This window comes from Oceanobacillus sojae (assembly GCF_007991515.1).
Taxonomy (GTDB): domain Bacteria; phylum Bacillota; class Bacilli; order Bacillales; family Amphibacillaceae; genus Oceanobacillus; species Oceanobacillus sojae.
Map to the genome: position 1 here is coordinate 177588 of NZ_BJYM01000003.1, position 15056 is coordinate 192643.

A 15056-nucleotide genomic window follows, 5' to 3' on the forward strand; every position below is an offset into this window, starting at 1 on the left:
TTACGATGTTCGAATTATTAATTACGTTAGTAGAACGGGTTGGAATTATTGTAACGATAGCCTTTGTCTTAACAAGGCTTCGCTTCTTCCGAAAAATGTTTTATCAGGATCAGCTGAATCGCCAGCAGAATCTCACTGCAATTATGTTTTTCGCCTTTTTTGGGATTATTGGAACATATACAGGGTTGAATGTGAACACAGACAGCCTGCAGTTTAACCGCTGGGCAACGGGATTATTGACAGAGGAAGCCATTGCGAACTCGAGGGTTATCGGTATTGTCATTGCTGGTTTGCTGGGCGGACCCAAGGTTGGTATTGGGGCTGGGATAATTGCTGGGGTACACCGTTTTACTCTGGGAGGATTTACTGGGATTGCTTGTGGTGTGGCAACCATGATCGCAGGAGTTATCTCAAGTTTGTTTTACAGGAAAAATAAACGAATTAAGCTAAAAACGGCTTTTTTTGTGGGAGCCTTTGCTGAAGCTGTACAAATGCTGGTGATAGTAGCTTTAGCTCGTCCGATAGAGCAGGCATGGGCTTTAGTCAATTTAATAGGGTTACCAATGATATTGGCAAATGGCATTGGCTCAGTACTGGTTCTGCTGGTTATAAAAAGTGTGCTGAAGGAAGAGGAAAAAGCTGGTGCGGTACAGGCTCAAAAAACGTTAAGAATTGCTGATCAGACGCTCACGCATTTACGGAATGGTCTACATATGGAAGCTGCAGAGGCAGTTTGCCGTATTATTCATAAAGAATTGAATACAAGCGCAGTATCGATTACTAATAAAACAGAGATTCTTGCGCATATCGGTCTTGGACATGACCATCATCATCAGGAAAATCCGATTCAGACAAAGATTACATTAGACGCAATAGACAGCGGGAAAATCCAAATGGCAACAGCAGAATCGATTCATTGCACAAAGGATAATTGTCCGCTGGAAGCTGTTATTATTGCTCCTCTTAAAGAACGGGGAGAAATAATTGGTACACTGAAGTTCTATTTTCAATCAGAAAATGATTTAACCAATGTGAATATGGAGCTTATTTCTGGGTTAAGCTCCATGATTAGTCATCAACTGGAAATTGGTCAGGCCGAGCGGGTATATCAATTGGCGAAAGAGGCAGAAATTAAAGCACTTCAAGCACAGATTCATCCTCATTTTTTATTTAATACACTAAATACGATTGTATCACTAATCCGTCTTCATCCGGTGAAGGCCAGAAAAATGCTTATTTCTCTGTCTCATTTTATTAGGCAGAATTTATCTGCAGCTACGCAAAAAATAACGACTTTAGAACAGGAGCTGAAGCAGGTTCAAGCCTATTTATCCCTGTATGAGGAACGTTTTAAGGATAAGCTGACAGTCAAATATATGATTGATGAAGAGGTATTATCAGAAATCATTCCTCCTTTAACCTTACAGCCAATTGTTGAGAATGCAATCATGCATGGATTTAAAGATAAGGATAGTGACTGCATTTTAAAGGTTGTGATTAAAAAACAGCAAGAAGGTGTGTATATCGGCATTAAGGATAATGGCAAAGGAATAGAGAAGGAAGTTGTCAATCAAATACGGCGTAAACCAATTGATTCAAAAACTGGAAGCGGGTTGGCGCTATACAATGTCAATCGGCGGTTAAATATTCTTTTTGGAGAAGAGGCTTTGCTTCAGATTGAAACAGGGCAGGATGAAGGAACAAATATATATTTTGTCTTATCGCATAAGGAGGGGAAAGAGCAATGGGTCAGCTGATGAATGTACTAATCGTTGATGATGAACCGTATAATCGAGAGGAGTTAAAGCATTTATTGAGTGATTTCCCGCAGATACAATCCATTAAAGAAGCAGAATCAGGAGAAGAGGCTATTATGAAAACGATGCAGCATCAGCCTGATGTTATCTTCTTAGATGTGGAAATGCCAAAGGTGAGCGGGATGGAGGTAGCAAAGGCAATCAAAAAATTAAAAAAACCTCCGTTTGTGGTATTTGCAACTGCGTACCCGCAATTTGCTGTGGAAGCTTTTCGATATGACGCAGTAGATTATTTGTTAAAACCATATGATGAAGAACAGCTTGGGGAAACAATCCAGAGGCTTGAGAAAAAAATTGGTGTGGAAGAACAGGGGAATTCGGGAAAGATGCTTGGGAAGCTGGCAGTAGATGTGGAGGGAGATATTCATTATTTAGAACTCAATGATATTTTATATATGTCACGAATAGAGAAACGCACAAAATTAGTTACCAGGCAGGGTGAATTTGATACAAAAATGCCTCTGAAGCAGTTGGAAAACCGCTTGCTGGCATATGGGTTTTTCCGGATTCATAAGAGTTTCTTAGTTAACCTGGAGCATATTCAGCGGTTAACACCATGGTTTAACGGAGCGTATCACTTACAGCTGGAGGGAAGCAAAGACACGTTATCTGTCAGCAGAAACTATGTAAAGGCATTACGGACAAAATTAGAGATTTAATTTTTCTTTCGGTTGCATCTTAATGACTTAAAAGAACATGATAAATCTAAAAAACAACCTTTTGTTCCTGATTTCTCCTCTTTTGATCTTGTATATTTTATACTTTATGAAAGCGTGTTCACTGTAAAGCTTATAAAGGGGGAGAAAATTTGTATACATTTCTGGCGGGAATTGTTTTATTAATTATTGGATATTTTACGTATGGGAAATTTATTGAGAAAATGTTTGGGGTAAAGGAAGATCGTCCAACTCCTGCTTATGTTAATGGAGACGGTGTGGACTATATTCCAATGAGCACGCCGAAAAATTCACTGATTCAGCTTTTGAATATTGCAGGGACGGGTCCGGTATTTGGTCCGATTATGGGAGCGTTATATGGGCCGGCTGCATTCATCTGGATTGTAGTAGGCTGTATTTTTGCAGGGGCAGTGCATGATTATTTAACAGGAATGATCTCCATTCGTAATCGAGGAGCACATTTACCGGAGCTTGCGAGTAAGTTTCTGGGGAAGGTTATGAAGCATGTTGTAAATGGGTTTGCAGTATTACTGTTATTATTAGTTGGGACCGTATTTGTTTCTACTCCGGCAAGTCTGCTTCATTTACTTTCAGATGGACGTGTAGCATTATGGATTTTTATTGCATTTATTTTTGTTTACTATATTTTAGCTACATTACTTCCTGTTGATAAAATTATTGGCAGACTTTATCCTTATTTTGGCGCTTTGCTTTTAATCAGTGCACTTGGTGTAGGAATTGGTCTGGTTGTTACAGGAGCTCCAATTCCAGAGCTTTCCTTCCAGAATTTCCATCCTGAGGGAGCTGCAATTTTTCCATTATTATTCTTTACCATTTCCTGTGGTGCTTTATCCGGCTTTCATGCCACACAAACACCAATTATTTCACGTACCACAAGAAGAGAAAAAGAAGGACGCAAAATTTTCTACGGTATGATGATTGCCGAAGGGATTATTGCAATGATCTGGGCTGCAGCTGCTATGAGTATGTTCAGCGGTTATAATGGATTAAACGAAATTTTAGCAGCGGGCGGACCTGGGGCTATTGTAAGTGAAGCTTCGACAACATTACTGGGAGCCATCGGTGGAACACTTGCTGTGCTTGGTGTCATTGTACTGCCAATAACTTCCGGAGATACAGCTTTTCGAAGTGCGCGTATGATTATTGCAGACTATTTAAAAGTTGCGCAGAAAAAGTTTTCTAGCCGCTTGTGGATTGCATTGCCGTTATTCGCAGTATCTGTTGTTTTAACGCAAATTGATTTTAATTTATTGTGGCGTTATTTTAACTGGGCAAACCAATCGACGGCAGTAATTGCTCTCTTTGTAGCATCGATGTACCTCTATATTGCCAGAAAGAATTATTTTGTCGCGCTGATACCGGGAACTTTTATGCTGATTATGGTGATTACCTATATTTTATCACAGCCAATCGGATTTAATTTACCTATGAATATATCATGGGGCGGTGGATTCGTGGGTGCAGCGATCCTGGTTGTTCTATTCTTTAAAGCTGCTGTTAAAGCACGCGCTAATAATATTCCGCTTGAAGTGGATGTTTCGGATTGGAAGAAAGCTTCTTAAAACAAAGGAAAAGATGCCTGGAGATAGGCATCTTTTCCTTTGTTTGTATTCAATTCGTTGAAAAAGCTTTCAACGTAAAGGTCTTATGCCGGTGAGAATCCTGTTTGCACTCAATTCGTTTTTCCTTTGAAGCTTAACGGGTTCATTATCCTCCATCGTAGCACGGTATAATGTAATATTCTCATCCAAAGAGATAGTCCAGGCAGCTGCGTTATCCTTTTTTAAAACAATGGCCAGAGTTCCAAATTGTTGTGTGTTTTCCCGATCAAAATGTTCTGTTTCGCCATTAGCTGTGATTGTAATCCCCTCTGGATCGCTGGTTAAATCTACATTTTTACCTTGCCATGCACCATGTGTCTGTGCTCCTATGTAATAGTAGCTTGTTCCATTCCATCACCTCTGTCTCCGTAAGTAGCAATAAATTGCTGGATAGAATTACCGATTGTTTGATAAGTGACAGCAGCAATAACGTTTTCGCCAGCCATTCTACTTTCACCTCACCTGCAACTGTAGAAGGAAGTCTCTCCTGTGCGCGGGCAAAAAATGCCGAAGTAAGGACGATAATAGATCATCTCATTTGTTTGCATATTCTCTTTGATAGATAAAACATGCTGTTTATCAGGAGAAAGGACTGTCACGCTTTTAACAAGCTCATTGCTGCTGGAGAGCATGGTTAACTGACCTGCTATCAAAAGAACCGTAATGCCGATACTGATTAGCTTGAATCTTTTGGTGGTAAAGAGCAAAAGAAGAATAGCCAGTAACTGGAGAGGCCATAAAAAAAGCCGGTTTTTGGTAAACAATAAAACTGGTAATTGTAAATATAATAATCATTAAACCGGATATACTCAGTAAAAGTGGTTTCATAAAATGTGCTCCCAACGTATTTGCTTTTAGACTGATCAACCAGCCTGTAGTCTATAGTGATCGATAATGCAACTTAATAAATCATAACATGAATAAGAATCAGGATGAAAGAAGGCAAATTTAAAATAGACACTGTTTTCAGTTATTCAAAGTATAAAAATTTACATCTTTCCTAATAATGGGTAAGGTAGTTCGGAAGGAGGGAAAACAGTATGTCGTTTAATAAGTATAACAGGGAACTGGATTTGCATCTGGAGCGGGTGGAATTAAAAGTAACCTCGATTTATAAGCTGCTCTATCAGATTAATGATGTGATTCTTGGATTAGTTTTCCTGATGGGAAGCATTATGTTCTTTAAAGACAGTACAATGTTTGCAGGAACTGTCTTATTCGTAATCGGTAGTATTCAAATGCTGATTCGTCCTGTTATTTCGATTGTACATGATTTCCATTTGTCGGTTCGGGGGAAAATACTTCTCATAATAAAGAATCTAATAAATCCTGCAGCCGTTAAGTTAATTTGAACGGCTGCAGGATTTTTCAGAATCTGTTCGTGAAAGAAGTTTTGTTTTATAAAGGAATATCTTTTTTTCGGATTTCTACATCTATCTTTTCTTCACAATAGGTTACAAATTCAGCGATATTGGCAATCATAGTATCATGATAGATTTTTCCTTTTACTGCGTCTGCTTTTGTAGCATCCCCCATGATACCGATTCCTTTTGTTGCCTGCCTGTATGTGCCGACATCACTGGCAGTAATCATTTTATCACCGGAGACATGAGGGTCATGCTGCATAAAACGATGGTGCTTCGGGATATTAATTTCAGCTTTTTCTGGTGAACAAAGGTCAGGGAAGAAATGGTACATTTGAGAGGCTTCGAGTTCTTCTGCATGACCAATACCTCCCTCTGCAACTTCACTGAGCTCCTTTCCTTTTTCAGCATTAATATAGAAAGGATCAGCTATTGCCAGGAAAGCACCTGTCCGGTTTCGTACTTTTGTCATACCAATTTTAATTGGAGGTAAGTTGGCCTCACGATGTCCATTGATTAAAATAATTTTACTGAATCCATGATATATGAGACTTTCACACATATCTTCAACAATGCTTGTTAATGTTTCAGGGCGTAATGTAATAGTTCCTTTATAAGCCATATGATGCGGCGCCCAGCCTGTCCATACTGGCGGAGCAATCAGTGTGCCAGTTTCCTTGGCAACATCTTCGGCAATTTGCTGGGATAGATAAGCATCCGTTCCCAACGGAAGATGCTTGGCATGCTGTTCTACACTTCCAAATGGCATCATTATCGTACTTTTTTGCTTTAAATAATTTTCTACATCTTCCCATTTATTTTCCTGTAACCATAATTTTTTCATTTAATTCGACTCCTTTTCTGTATTACGTGTTAATTCTTTCATCTGCTCTTCATCTAACAAATCCCAGCGGTCTTTGGAATAGACGAAATACCAAATAGTTAATAAAACAATCCATGAAAAGCCGATCAGCAAAGGCAACGGTTCAATATATGTGAGAATCCATATACAGGCAATAGCTGCTAATATCGCTAATATTGGAATGTTCCTAATATTTATAGGATAACGAAAGCTGGGAGTGAGTTCTTTTCGGGTCACCCGTACTATCACCAGAGCTATATTCATAAGTGCCATCATAAACCAGTTTGCAAATACGGCTGCACTTACTAATAAATTGATTGCTTTGGCATATCCCAGTACAGTCGTCATTGTTGCTAGGAGGGCGATAATACCAGTAAAGATAATAGCCGTATATGGTGCTCCTGATTTTTCTCCCACCTTTGCAAAAATACGGGGGAATGCATTTTCACGTGCGCCGGCATAAAGCATTCGTGAAGATCCGAGTAAGCAGCCGAGTGTAGAAGTCCCTGTTGCCGTTAATGCAGCAATGGCAATTAATACTGCGCCGATACCCGGCAGTACATTTTCAATTGCTAGAGATAAAGGAGCACTGGAGGCCGCCAACTCTGCCGGGTCTGCTGATGATACCACACCATACCCCGTTACAATATATAAAATAACAACAGTGATGAGAGCAGAAACTTGTGCCAGCGGCAGATTTCTTCTCGGATTTTTGGCCTCTTCACCAAGTGTTAAAACGGCTTCAACCTGCATTTGTCCAAATGCGATCAAAGCAGTAGCTGCAAAAACACCGCTCCACCCATTAGGTAAAAAATTATTGTGTTCAAATGGTCCCAATGGGTTAGCTGAAATGGCAATAACAGCAATAGCAAACAATGCAACTACTTGAATAATAGAGAAAAATGTGTTTACCTTTCCGGTGGCTTTGATTCCCACTAAAAGCAGCCCGGTGATAACGATGGAAATAACTGGTGCAACAATTGTTGGGGGCAGGTTCGGAAAAATGAAATTAAAATACCCCGCAAAGCCCAGATTTACTGCACCAGCAGCAAAAGAAAATGATAAGAAGTATAATCCTGCACACCATAAAGCAACTAATTTTCCTAAGTGAGAGGATATTGGTGCAAAAGCAAACTTAGAATAGGCATACGAAGCCCCTTGATAAGGCCAGATAGAAGCTAATTCCGCGTAGCTCATAGAGGAGAGTGTCGCAACTACTCCTGCAATAATAAAGGCAATAAATAAACCAGGACCAGCTTCGGCCACTGCGGGTCCAATAACCGTGAATATTCCTCCGCCAATGAGAGCACCTACTCCGACACTCCATAAATCAACAAATCCCAAGCCGCGTTTCAGATTGCTTGTCGTGCTGTTATTTGCAACGGCCATATAATTTAACCTCCATCTCATATAATGATATTTGAAATCCATTATATAAGAATCAGAAAAATAAATCTATTGAATATATTAAAATTTTCACTTTTTTATTGAATCCTGGATTTCTTTTGCTGTTTCTTTCAGTATCTTAATATAATAAAGTTCATCTTTTTCAAAATCTGTATCTAATCCAGCTATACTTAGAGCAGCCAGAATATTATTAGTTACCGGTTCAAAAATGGGGACGGCGATCCCAGTTGTTCCTTCGATAAGCTCTCCTCTGCTGATACTATAACCTGTCTCTATAATTTGCTGAATTGCTTTTTCCGTCTCCTCTATACCAGCTGGTGTTGCTGGTGTGAACTTTGTCCATTTTGCTTTATGGAGGATAGCGATTCGCTCGCTTTCCCCCATATAAGCTAAAAGTGTTCTTGGGCATGAAGCTGCGTAGAGAGGAGCCCTTCTGCCAATAGCAGGATATAGTTGTATAGGCCGCCAGGATGGGACTTGTTCTATGTATAAAGCATCATGCCCATCCTGGACAGCTAATTGTATATTCAGGTTCCACTCATTACGAAGCTCTTCCATTCTGCTTCTTGCATAATCTCTAATATTAAATTGGCGATGTACCATCATTCCTTTTTCAAATAAAGAGAAACCAAGACTATACCATGTTTTATGGGCAGTTTTGGTTCGTTTAATATAGTTGTAATCTTCTAATGTAGCAAGCATACGGAATACTGATGACTTTGGGATTCCAGTAGTTCTCGCCAAATCTTCAGCGGTCATCTGAAACTTTTTTTCTGAGAAGCAGTTAAGGAGCTGCAGTGCTTTTTCAATGCTGCTTAGTGATTTTTTGTCATTCATAGAGATCCCCCATTTGATTGGATTTTCTTATTTAGATAAAGTATATCATTCGTATTTATTGGAAGGGTAGAGAAAGAAGGGGATTCAAAATAAAAAAAGAAAGACATAAAAATTGTCTCCCTTCTATTAAAACCATTTCTTAAATTTAAAATAAATAATAAGTATAACACTGATAAACAGCATAACAGCAAGAACTGCAAAATAGCCAAAATCCCATTGTAATTCTGGCATATTCCGAAAGTTCATGCCATAAATTCCAGTAATTAATGTCAGAGGAAGAAAGATAACAGAAACCAGCGTTAATATTTTCATAACATTATTTAAGCGGTAGGAGTTTAAAGAATCATAGTTATCCCGAATATCTCCAGTCATTTCCTGTGCGGACTTAATGATATGCATCTGTTTAATAATATGGTCCTCAATATGGTGTATATACATTTTCTGCTTCTTTGTTTTTATGAAGGATGTTTCGTCTTTTACATGCTGAATAAGCTCCTGCATCGGTACGGTGACGCGTTTGAGTTTAATAATAAGCGAACGGATCTGGAATACATCCTCCATCAGCTTGTTATCTGTAGCATCATTAACATGCCGGTCTTCAAAAGAAAAAACTTCGTCTTCGATATGGTACACGTATTCAAAATAACTATCGACGATAAGATCTAAAATAATAAAAGCGATATCTGCGGGTGTAACAAGCTGGGAAGGGTAGCGCCTCTGAATAGCTTTTTCTATATTGCCCAGCTTTTTCAGCCTGTCCTGATGATAGGTTACAAGGATATTATCTTTCATAAAGAGATTAATAGCTTGTGCACGGTAATCTTTTGGATTTATCAGGTGTAAGACTAAGAATTGGTATTCTTGATATTCTTTAAATTTTGGACGTGAAACAGTCTTTATCGTATCTTCTATGGCCAGCGTATTAAAATGAAATTTGGAAGCAAGCAGTTCGCTTTCCTCTGAGGTTGCATTAATAAAATCGTACCATATAAAAAGCGCATCGTCTGGTACAGCATTGGTATTTTCTGTTTGCTCCCATTCTTTTGAAGCTGTTTGATAATGTATGAAGATTGGCATAGTAAGCTCCTTATTTGTGGAATGAAATAGCTCTCAGTAATTAGTAGTCTTTATTATATAACAAAAAATAATTACATTGGAAGAAGGTGAACAAATCAATTTTTAAATGGTATGCTGAAACAGTCCTTAATTATAATAATAAAGAAGCAGGGCTGTGTTAAGTAAATTGACATTTGGAGTTGTGTTCATTAGACTTAAAACAGAAATTTCCAAATATATAAAGAGGAGTGATGTTATGTCAGTTCGCACTGATATTGTCGGAGATGTTATTAAATTTCGCCGTTTATTACATGAAAATCCAGAATTAAGTGATAAAGAATTTGAAACATCCAAAATAATACAAGAAGAGTTAGATAGATATGGAATACCTTATACAGCTGGATATGCGGGAACAGGTGTATTAGGAGTAATTGAAGGATCTCATCCGGGTAAGACAGTTGGGCTGAGAGCAGATATAGATGCTTTGCCAATTGATGAAATATCTGGAGAATCCTTCAGCTCTAAAAATCCGGGGGTTATGCATGCTTGTGGTCATGATGCTCATACAGCAATGCTTATTGGTGCGGCTCGTTCACTATTGGCCAGGAAGGACGAGATTTTTGGGAAGGTCTTATTGATTTTTCAACCTGCTGAAGAGAAGTCGCCGACCGGCGGTTCCCAAAAGATGATGGATGATGGTGTTTTTGATGTGCATGAGCCGGATGTATTAATCGCCCAGCATGTATGGCCAGGCTTGCCGGTAGGTACATTTGGCGTGATGGCTGGACCAATTATGGGTAACTCTGACCGATTTAAATTAACTATTAAAGGTTCTGGCGGACATGCCTCGATGCCACATGATACAGTTGATGCTATTATTGTGGCTAATCAGGTGATCAATGCATTGCAGACAATTACAAGCAGGAATGCAGATCCCTTTGAACCAGCTGTAGTGACAGTCGGAAAGATTACAGCGGGGACACAGCATAATGTTATAGCCGAAACAGCAGAAATTCTTGGGACGGTCAGAACACAATCTGATAAAACGAAACAAATGATTAAGCAAAGATTCATTGAGATAGTAAAAAATGTTACAGCGGCTATGGGAGCAGAAGTCGAAATTGAATACCTGGACGGTTACCCGGCCACAATAAATACCCCAGAGTGGGCTGAACAAATACGAAAGACCGTAACCGGTCTGTATGGGGAAGAAGCTGCTCCAGTACTGAATCCGAGTCTGGCAGGAGAAGATTTCAGCCGCTTCCTGCAAAAATATCCTGGTGTCTATTATTGGCTGGGGAGCTCTGTCGGTGAAGGCCAGAAGCCATTACACAACCCGGCGTTCCGCTTCAATGAAGATGCTGTAGAATACGGTGTTACGACAATGACACAAGCAGCTATCGATACACTACAGACACTCAAGGGGGATAAATAATGCATAAAGAACTGCAGGAGTTTGCTGTTGATGTACGCAGGAAGTTTCACATCTTTCCAGAGGTTGGATTTACGGAGTTTATCACTACTTATGAAATTTATCAATTATTGCAAAGTCTGTCTTTTGATTTATATATTGGAAGAGAAATATTAGAAAGCGATGAACGCTATGGAGTTCCAACAGCGGGAGAAATCGAAGCAAGTAAAGAAAGGGCAATAGCATATGGTGTTCCAGAAGCTTTTGCTGAAAAGCTTGATGGCGGTCATACAGGAGTAGTGGCAGTATTAGATACTGGAAGAAAAGGTCCGCACATTGCGATGAGATATGATATTGATGGCTTGCCTATCACTGAGTCCGATGAAAAAGGACATGTGCCATTTGATAAAGGCTTTCTCTCACAGCATCCAAAGGAAATGCATGCATGTGGGCATGATGGGCATATTAGCATTGGTCTTGCTGTTGCAAAATACCTGGATGCACATAAGGATGAGCTGACAGGGAAATTCACGATTATCTTTCAGCCGGCTGAGGAAGGCTTAAGAGGAGCAAACAGTATTGTTCAAAAAGGCTGGCTGGATAAGGTAGATTATTTTATGAGTGGTCATCTGGGCATTAATTCTTTACAGGCAGGCAGTATAGCAGCAACAGCTGATCAATTACTGGCAAGCACAAAATTTGATGTAACCTTCACAGGAAAATCTGCACATGCAGGTGTAGAGCCCAATGAAGGGAAAAATGCCTTAACTGCAGCGGCAACAGCATTGCTTCAATTAAATGCTATCCCCCGGCATAGAGATGGGACAACAAGAATTAATGTAGGTCGTTTATCTGGGGGCAGCGGACGGAATGTGATTGCAGATGAAGCTGTAATGCTGGTGGAAACACGGGGAGAAACGACAGAGTTAAATCAATATATGTACGATGAAGCAGTGAGAATTATTCAGGCAGCAGCTGCCATGCACGATGTCAAAGCCAGTATCCGGTTTATGGGGCAGGGATTGGGATCTAAGTGTGACGCAGAATGGATTCAAATTGTAAAAGATGCATGTGAAAAAAATTTAGATGTAAAAGAAATTTATGATGTGCTGCCATTGAAAGCTTCTGAAGACGCGTCATATATGATTGACCATGTTCAGAAAAATGGCGGGCTTGCCACATACATGGTTTTCCCTAGTTTGTTACCGGCCGGGCATCATCATCCAAATTTTGATATAGATGAAGACGCTGTTCGGACAGCTGTATCAGTATATATTGATATCATAAATTATTTGCAGCATAAGTGAGGTGACAGTATGTCCGAAGAAAACAAAAATGGAAATAATACAGATAACGGAGAACAGCAAAGCAAAGGCCTTTTAAATGTTATTGAAAAAATAGGTAATAAGCTGCCTGAACCGTTTTTTATATTTATTTATCTAGCTGGAATTGTAATGATTTTATCGATGATTTTTCATTGGTTCGGAGCAACGGTTGAGCACCCGGGGACGGGAGAAATGCTCGAAATTAAAAGCCTGCTGTCTTTTGAGGGGTTAGAATTTATACTATCCTCTATGATAAGCAACTTTACAGGGTTTGCTCCTTTAGGGCTTGTGTTGGTAATGATGTTTGGTATCGGCCTTGCTGATAAAGTTGGATTGTTGGAAACGGCAATTAAAAGCTCGATTCTAAAGGCTCCGAAGTCTTTAATAACCTATGCAGTAGTATTTGTTGGTATTCTAGGGAACATTGCTTCTGATGCGGCATTTGTCCTTATTCCACCGTTGGCAGCAATGGTCTTCTATACCATTGGCAGGCACCCTCTTGCTGGATTGGCGGCAGGTTTTGCGGGTGCCGGCTCCGGATTCACGGCAAATATCCTTGTGACAGGTACAGATGCACTCTTATCCGGAATTACAACAGAAGCAGCAAAATCTATTGATGAAAGCTTTATTGTGACACCTGTCGATAACTACTTCTTCATGGCAGCCTCTGTTTTTATCATGACAATTGTCGGAGGATTAATAACTGATAAATTGGTGGAGCCAAGACTTGGAGAATACAAAGGAAATGTTGAGAAAGAAGTCAATGAAGTGACAGCGCTGGAATTAAGAGGCTTACGGAATGCTGTTATAGCTGCTCTGATTTATATAGCTGTTGTACTGCTTTTAATTTTCCTTCCCGGCTCCAGCCTGACAAATGAAGATGGCGGACTTATACCATCCCCGCTTTTAAGTAATATCGTGCCAATCATCCTCTTGTTATTTATTACGGTAGGTTCAGCATACGGAATAACCACCAAAAAAATTAAATCACAAAATGATGTTGTAACCTATATGGCAGAATCCATTAAAGGGATGGCAGGCTATATTGTATTAATATTTGCTGCAGCTCAATTTATTGCTTATTTCAATTGGAGTAACCTGGGAACATGGATTGCTGTAAATAGTGCAGACGCATTGATTTCTATTAATTTAACAGGGCTGCCTATTGTTATTGCATTCTCAGTGCTAATGACCTTACTGAATTTAATTATATTTTCCGGCTCTGCACAATGGGCTTTAATGGCACCAATATTTGTACCAATGTTTATGCTGCTGGATTATAATCCGGCATTTATCCAGGCGGCGTATCGTATTGCTGATTCATCAACGAGTGTTATTACACCGCTGAACCCATATATTCTGCTCGTACTTGCAGTGATGAGGAATTATCAGAAGAATACAGGTCTGGGTACACTTATTTCCATGATGCTCCCATACGCACTTTCATTCTTTGGAATATGGGTGGTTATGCTGATTATCTTTGCGCTTTTAGGAATTCCGTTTGGGCCGGGAGTCGGCGTAAACATGTAATGGTAAATTGTAAAATGAAAATATAAAAATATTAGTCGTAGGAAACCCGGTCTGCTGTCGAAGTTGTGAAGCAGACCGGGTTTTGTTTTATGCTCTTGTAAGGCAGGCAGCTTTTGCATGTTGTAATAACAAATTTTCAAAAATATAAAATCTGCATTTATATGTGATGAAATACTATATTTGAAATTTAATTTTAATATTATAAAAATATTGACATTAAATTTCAACTGTAATATACTCCATATAAATCATATGTGAAAGGGTTTACAAAACTATGAATAATGATGGTCTAATTCGAATAAGAGAAGCGATGAATCACATAAAACCGGCTGAAAAAAATGCTGCAGTTTATATATTAGAAAACCCTGAGGAGATTGTACGGTTATCGATTAAAGAGCTTTCGAACCGGAGTGGCTCAAGTCAGGCTGCAATTACACGTCTTTGCAAGAATATAGGAGTTTCCGGTTTTCAGGATTTAAAGCTGCGAATTGCTGGAGACCTGCAGACCAGTGAATTAAATATCTATAACGGTAATGAAATTATATCTGATGAAAATGTCAATTCATTGATTGAGAAAGTTTCACAAAAAAATATTGAGTCAATCAGACAGACATTAAAAATTTTAGAAATAAATAGTGTAGAGAGAGCGATTGAAGCTTTAAATAAAGCAAACAGAATTGATTTTTATGGAGCGGCAGCATCACAGGTTATTGCTCAGGATGCACAGCAGAAGTTCCTGAGAATTAATAAATACTGTACCGCATACGAGGATGCACATTTACAATTAACTTCGTCGGTGACGCTTAGAGAGAATGATGTTGCTGTCGGAATTTCTTATTCAGGAGAGACCAAGCATGTACTCTCAGCAATCAGGAATGCGAAACAAAATAATGCTGTAACAGTGGCAATTACAAGATATGGAAAAAATACGTTATCTGAATTAGTGGATATTCATCTATGTGTTTCATCCGTAGAGTCCGATCTGGTTCGAAGTGCAGCAACAGCATCAAGAATTGCACAGCTTAATATCATTGATATTTTGTTTACGGGTGTTGCTTCAAGGAATTATGATGCCACAATCCATTACCTGAATCAGACGAGAGAAGCTTTACAAAGAGAATTTCGAAATCCTAAAAAAGGGTGAAGAG

At 39.2% G+C, this 15056-nt stretch carries 13 protein-coding genes; 8 read left to right on the plus strand and 5 right to left on the minus strand.

All coding sequences use genetic code 11. The features are described 5' to 3' along the window. The first annotated feature begins 5 nt into the window (after nucleotides 1–5). The 3 genes from OSO01_RS04535 (at nucleotide 6) to OSO01_RS04545 (ending at nucleotide 4077) form a co-directional block, all read left to right on the plus strand. Complete coding sequence (locus OSO01_RS04535; protein WP_147209127.1) at nucleotides 6–1757, plus strand: sensor histidine kinase; 1752 nt, start codon at nucleotides 6–8, stop codon at nucleotides 1755–1757. After that, nucleotides 1745–2476 carry a LytR/AlgR family response regulator transcription factor gene (locus OSO01_RS04540; protein WP_147209129.1) on the plus strand — a complete coding sequence of 244 codons (732 nt, stop codon included), beginning with the start codon at nucleotides 1745–1747 and terminating at the stop codon, nucleotides 2474–2476. Before OSO01_RS04535 ends, OSO01_RS04540 begins: the two co-directional genes overlap by 13 nt. A 149-nt stretch (nucleotides 2477–2625) precedes the next feature. After that, nucleotides 2626–4077 carry a carbon starvation CstA family protein gene (locus OSO01_RS04545; protein ID WP_147209131.1) on the plus strand — a complete coding sequence of 484 codons (1452 nt, stop codon included), beginning with the start codon at nucleotides 2626–2628 and terminating at the stop codon, nucleotides 4075–4077. 651 nt (nucleotides 4078–4728) lie between these two features. Here OSO01_RS04545 and OSO01_RS04550 read toward each other — a convergent pair. Next, nucleotides 4729–4944 carry a hypothetical protein gene (locus OSO01_RS04550; RefSeq protein WP_147209133.1) on the minus strand — a complete coding sequence of 72 codons (216 nt, stop codon included), beginning with the start codon at nucleotides 4942–4944 and terminating at the stop codon, nucleotides 4729–4731. Between the two features lie 212 nt (nucleotides 4945–5156). Here OSO01_RS04550 and OSO01_RS04555 point away from each other — a divergent pair, with 212 nt between their 5' ends. Continuing rightward, nucleotides 5157–5468, plus strand: coding sequence for a YrhK family protein (locus tag OSO01_RS04555; protein WP_147209135.1), 312 nt, complete (start codon nucleotides 5157–5159; stop codon nucleotides 5466–5468). A 46-nt stretch (nucleotides 5469–5514) separates the two neighbouring features. On the opposite strand, the gene OSO01_RS04560 is transcribed toward OSO01_RS04555, so the two are convergent. The 4 genes from OSO01_RS04560 to corA form a co-directional block, all read right to left on the minus strand. Next, the gene (locus OSO01_RS04560) at nucleotides 5515–6324 is read right to left on the minus strand and encodes a creatininase family protein (RefSeq protein ID WP_147209137.1); all 810 of its coding nucleotides are present in this window, start codon (nucleotides 6322–6324) and stop codon (nucleotides 5515–5517) included. After that, nucleotides 6325–7731 carry an APC family permease gene (locus OSO01_RS04565; RefSeq protein WP_186813556.1) on the minus strand — a complete coding sequence of 469 codons (1407 nt, stop codon included), beginning with the start codon at nucleotides 7729–7731 and terminating at the stop codon, nucleotides 6325–6327. Nucleotides 7732–7818: 87 nt separating this feature from the next. Continuing rightward, on the minus strand, nucleotides 7819–8586 hold the full coding sequence (locus OSO01_RS04570; protein WP_147209141.1) for an IclR family transcriptional regulator: 768 nt from the start codon (nucleotides 8584–8586) through the stop codon (nucleotides 7819–7821). A gap of 126 nt (nucleotides 8587–8712) precedes the next feature. Then, nucleotides 8713–9663, minus strand: coding sequence for a magnesium/cobalt transporter CorA (gene corA, locus OSO01_RS04575; protein WP_147209143.1), 951 nt, complete (start codon nucleotides 9661–9663; stop codon nucleotides 8713–8715). Between the two features lie 235 nt (nucleotides 9664–9898). Between corA and OSO01_RS04580 the strand changes: the two genes are divergently transcribed. The 4 genes from OSO01_RS04580 to OSO01_RS04595 all read left to right on the plus strand — a co-directional run bounded on the left by OSO01_RS04580 (nucleotide 9899) and on the right by OSO01_RS04595 (nucleotide 15052). Next, nucleotides 9899–11077, plus strand: a complete 1179-nt coding sequence (locus OSO01_RS04580; RefSeq protein ID WP_147209144.1) for a M20 metallopeptidase family protein — start codon at nucleotides 9899–9901, stop codon at nucleotides 11075–11077. Further along, nucleotides 11077–12360 (plus strand): amidohydrolase, encoded by a 1284-nt coding sequence (locus tag OSO01_RS04585; RefSeq protein WP_186813557.1) that lies wholly within the window; start codon nucleotides 11077–11079, stop codon nucleotides 12358–12360. The genes OSO01_RS04580 and OSO01_RS04585 overlap by 1 nt, the downstream gene beginning before the upstream one ends. 9 nt (nucleotides 12361–12369) lie before the next feature. Then, nucleotides 12370–13908, plus strand: a complete 1539-nt coding sequence (locus tag OSO01_RS04590) for an AbgT family transporter (protein ID WP_147209148.1) — start codon at nucleotides 12370–12372, stop codon at nucleotides 13906–13908. A 274-nt stretch (nucleotides 13909–14182) separates the two neighbouring features. After that, the gene (locus tag OSO01_RS04595) at nucleotides 14183–15052 is read left to right on the plus strand and encodes a MurR/RpiR family transcriptional regulator (RefSeq protein ID WP_147209150.1); all 870 of its coding nucleotides are present in this window, start codon (nucleotides 14183–14185) and stop codon (nucleotides 15050–15052) included. The last annotated feature ends 4 nt before the right edge of the window (nucleotides 15053–15056 follow it).

What these genes read in the sequence shown, in the direction of transcription:
- OSO01_RS04535 (WP_147209127.1), top strand. Translation starts at nt 6, where the DNA reads ATGTTCGAATTATTAATTACGTTAGTAGAACGGGTTGGAATTATTGTA.
- OSO01_RS04540 (WP_147209129.1), top strand. Translation starts at nt 1,745, where the DNA reads ATGGGTCAGCTGATGAATGTACTAATCGTTGATGATGAACCGTATAAT.
- OSO01_RS04550 (WP_147209133.1), bottom strand. Translation starts at nt 4,944, where the DNA reads ATGAAACCACTTTTACTGAGTATATCCGGTTTAATGATTATTATATTT.
- OSO01_RS04555 (WP_147209135.1), top strand. Translation starts at nt 5,157, where the DNA reads ATGTCGTTTAATAAGTATAACAGGGAACTGGATTTGCATCTGGAGCGG.
- OSO01_RS04560 (WP_147209137.1), bottom strand. Translation starts at nt 6,324, where the DNA reads ATGAAAAAATTATGGTTACAGGAAAATAAATGGGAAGATGTAGAAAAT.
- OSO01_RS04565 (WP_186813556.1), bottom strand. Translation starts at nt 7,731, where the DNA reads ATGGCCGTTGCAAATAACAGCACGACAAGCAATCTGAAACGCGGCTTG.
- OSO01_RS04570 (WP_147209141.1), bottom strand. Translation starts at nt 8,586, where the DNA reads ATGAATGACAAAAAATCACTAAGCAGCATTGAAAAAGCACTGCAGCTC.
- corA (WP_147209143.1), bottom strand. Translation starts at nt 9,663, where the DNA reads ATGCCAATCTTCATACATTATCAAACAGCTTCAAAAGAATGGGAGCAA.
- OSO01_RS04580 (WP_147209144.1), top strand. Translation starts at nt 9,899, where the DNA reads ATGTCAGTTCGCACTGATATTGTCGGAGATGTTATTAAATTTCGCCGT.
- OSO01_RS04585 (WP_186813557.1), top strand. Translation starts at nt 11,077, where the DNA reads ATGCATAAAGAACTGCAGGAGTTTGCTGTTGATGTACGCAGGAAGTTT.
- OSO01_RS04590 (WP_147209148.1), top strand. Translation starts at nt 12,370, where the DNA reads ATGTCCGAAGAAAACAAAAATGGAAATAATACAGATAACGGAGAACAG.
- OSO01_RS04595 (WP_147209150.1), top strand. Translation starts at nt 14,183, where the DNA reads ATGAATAATGATGGTCTAATTCGAATAAGAGAAGCGATGAATCACATA.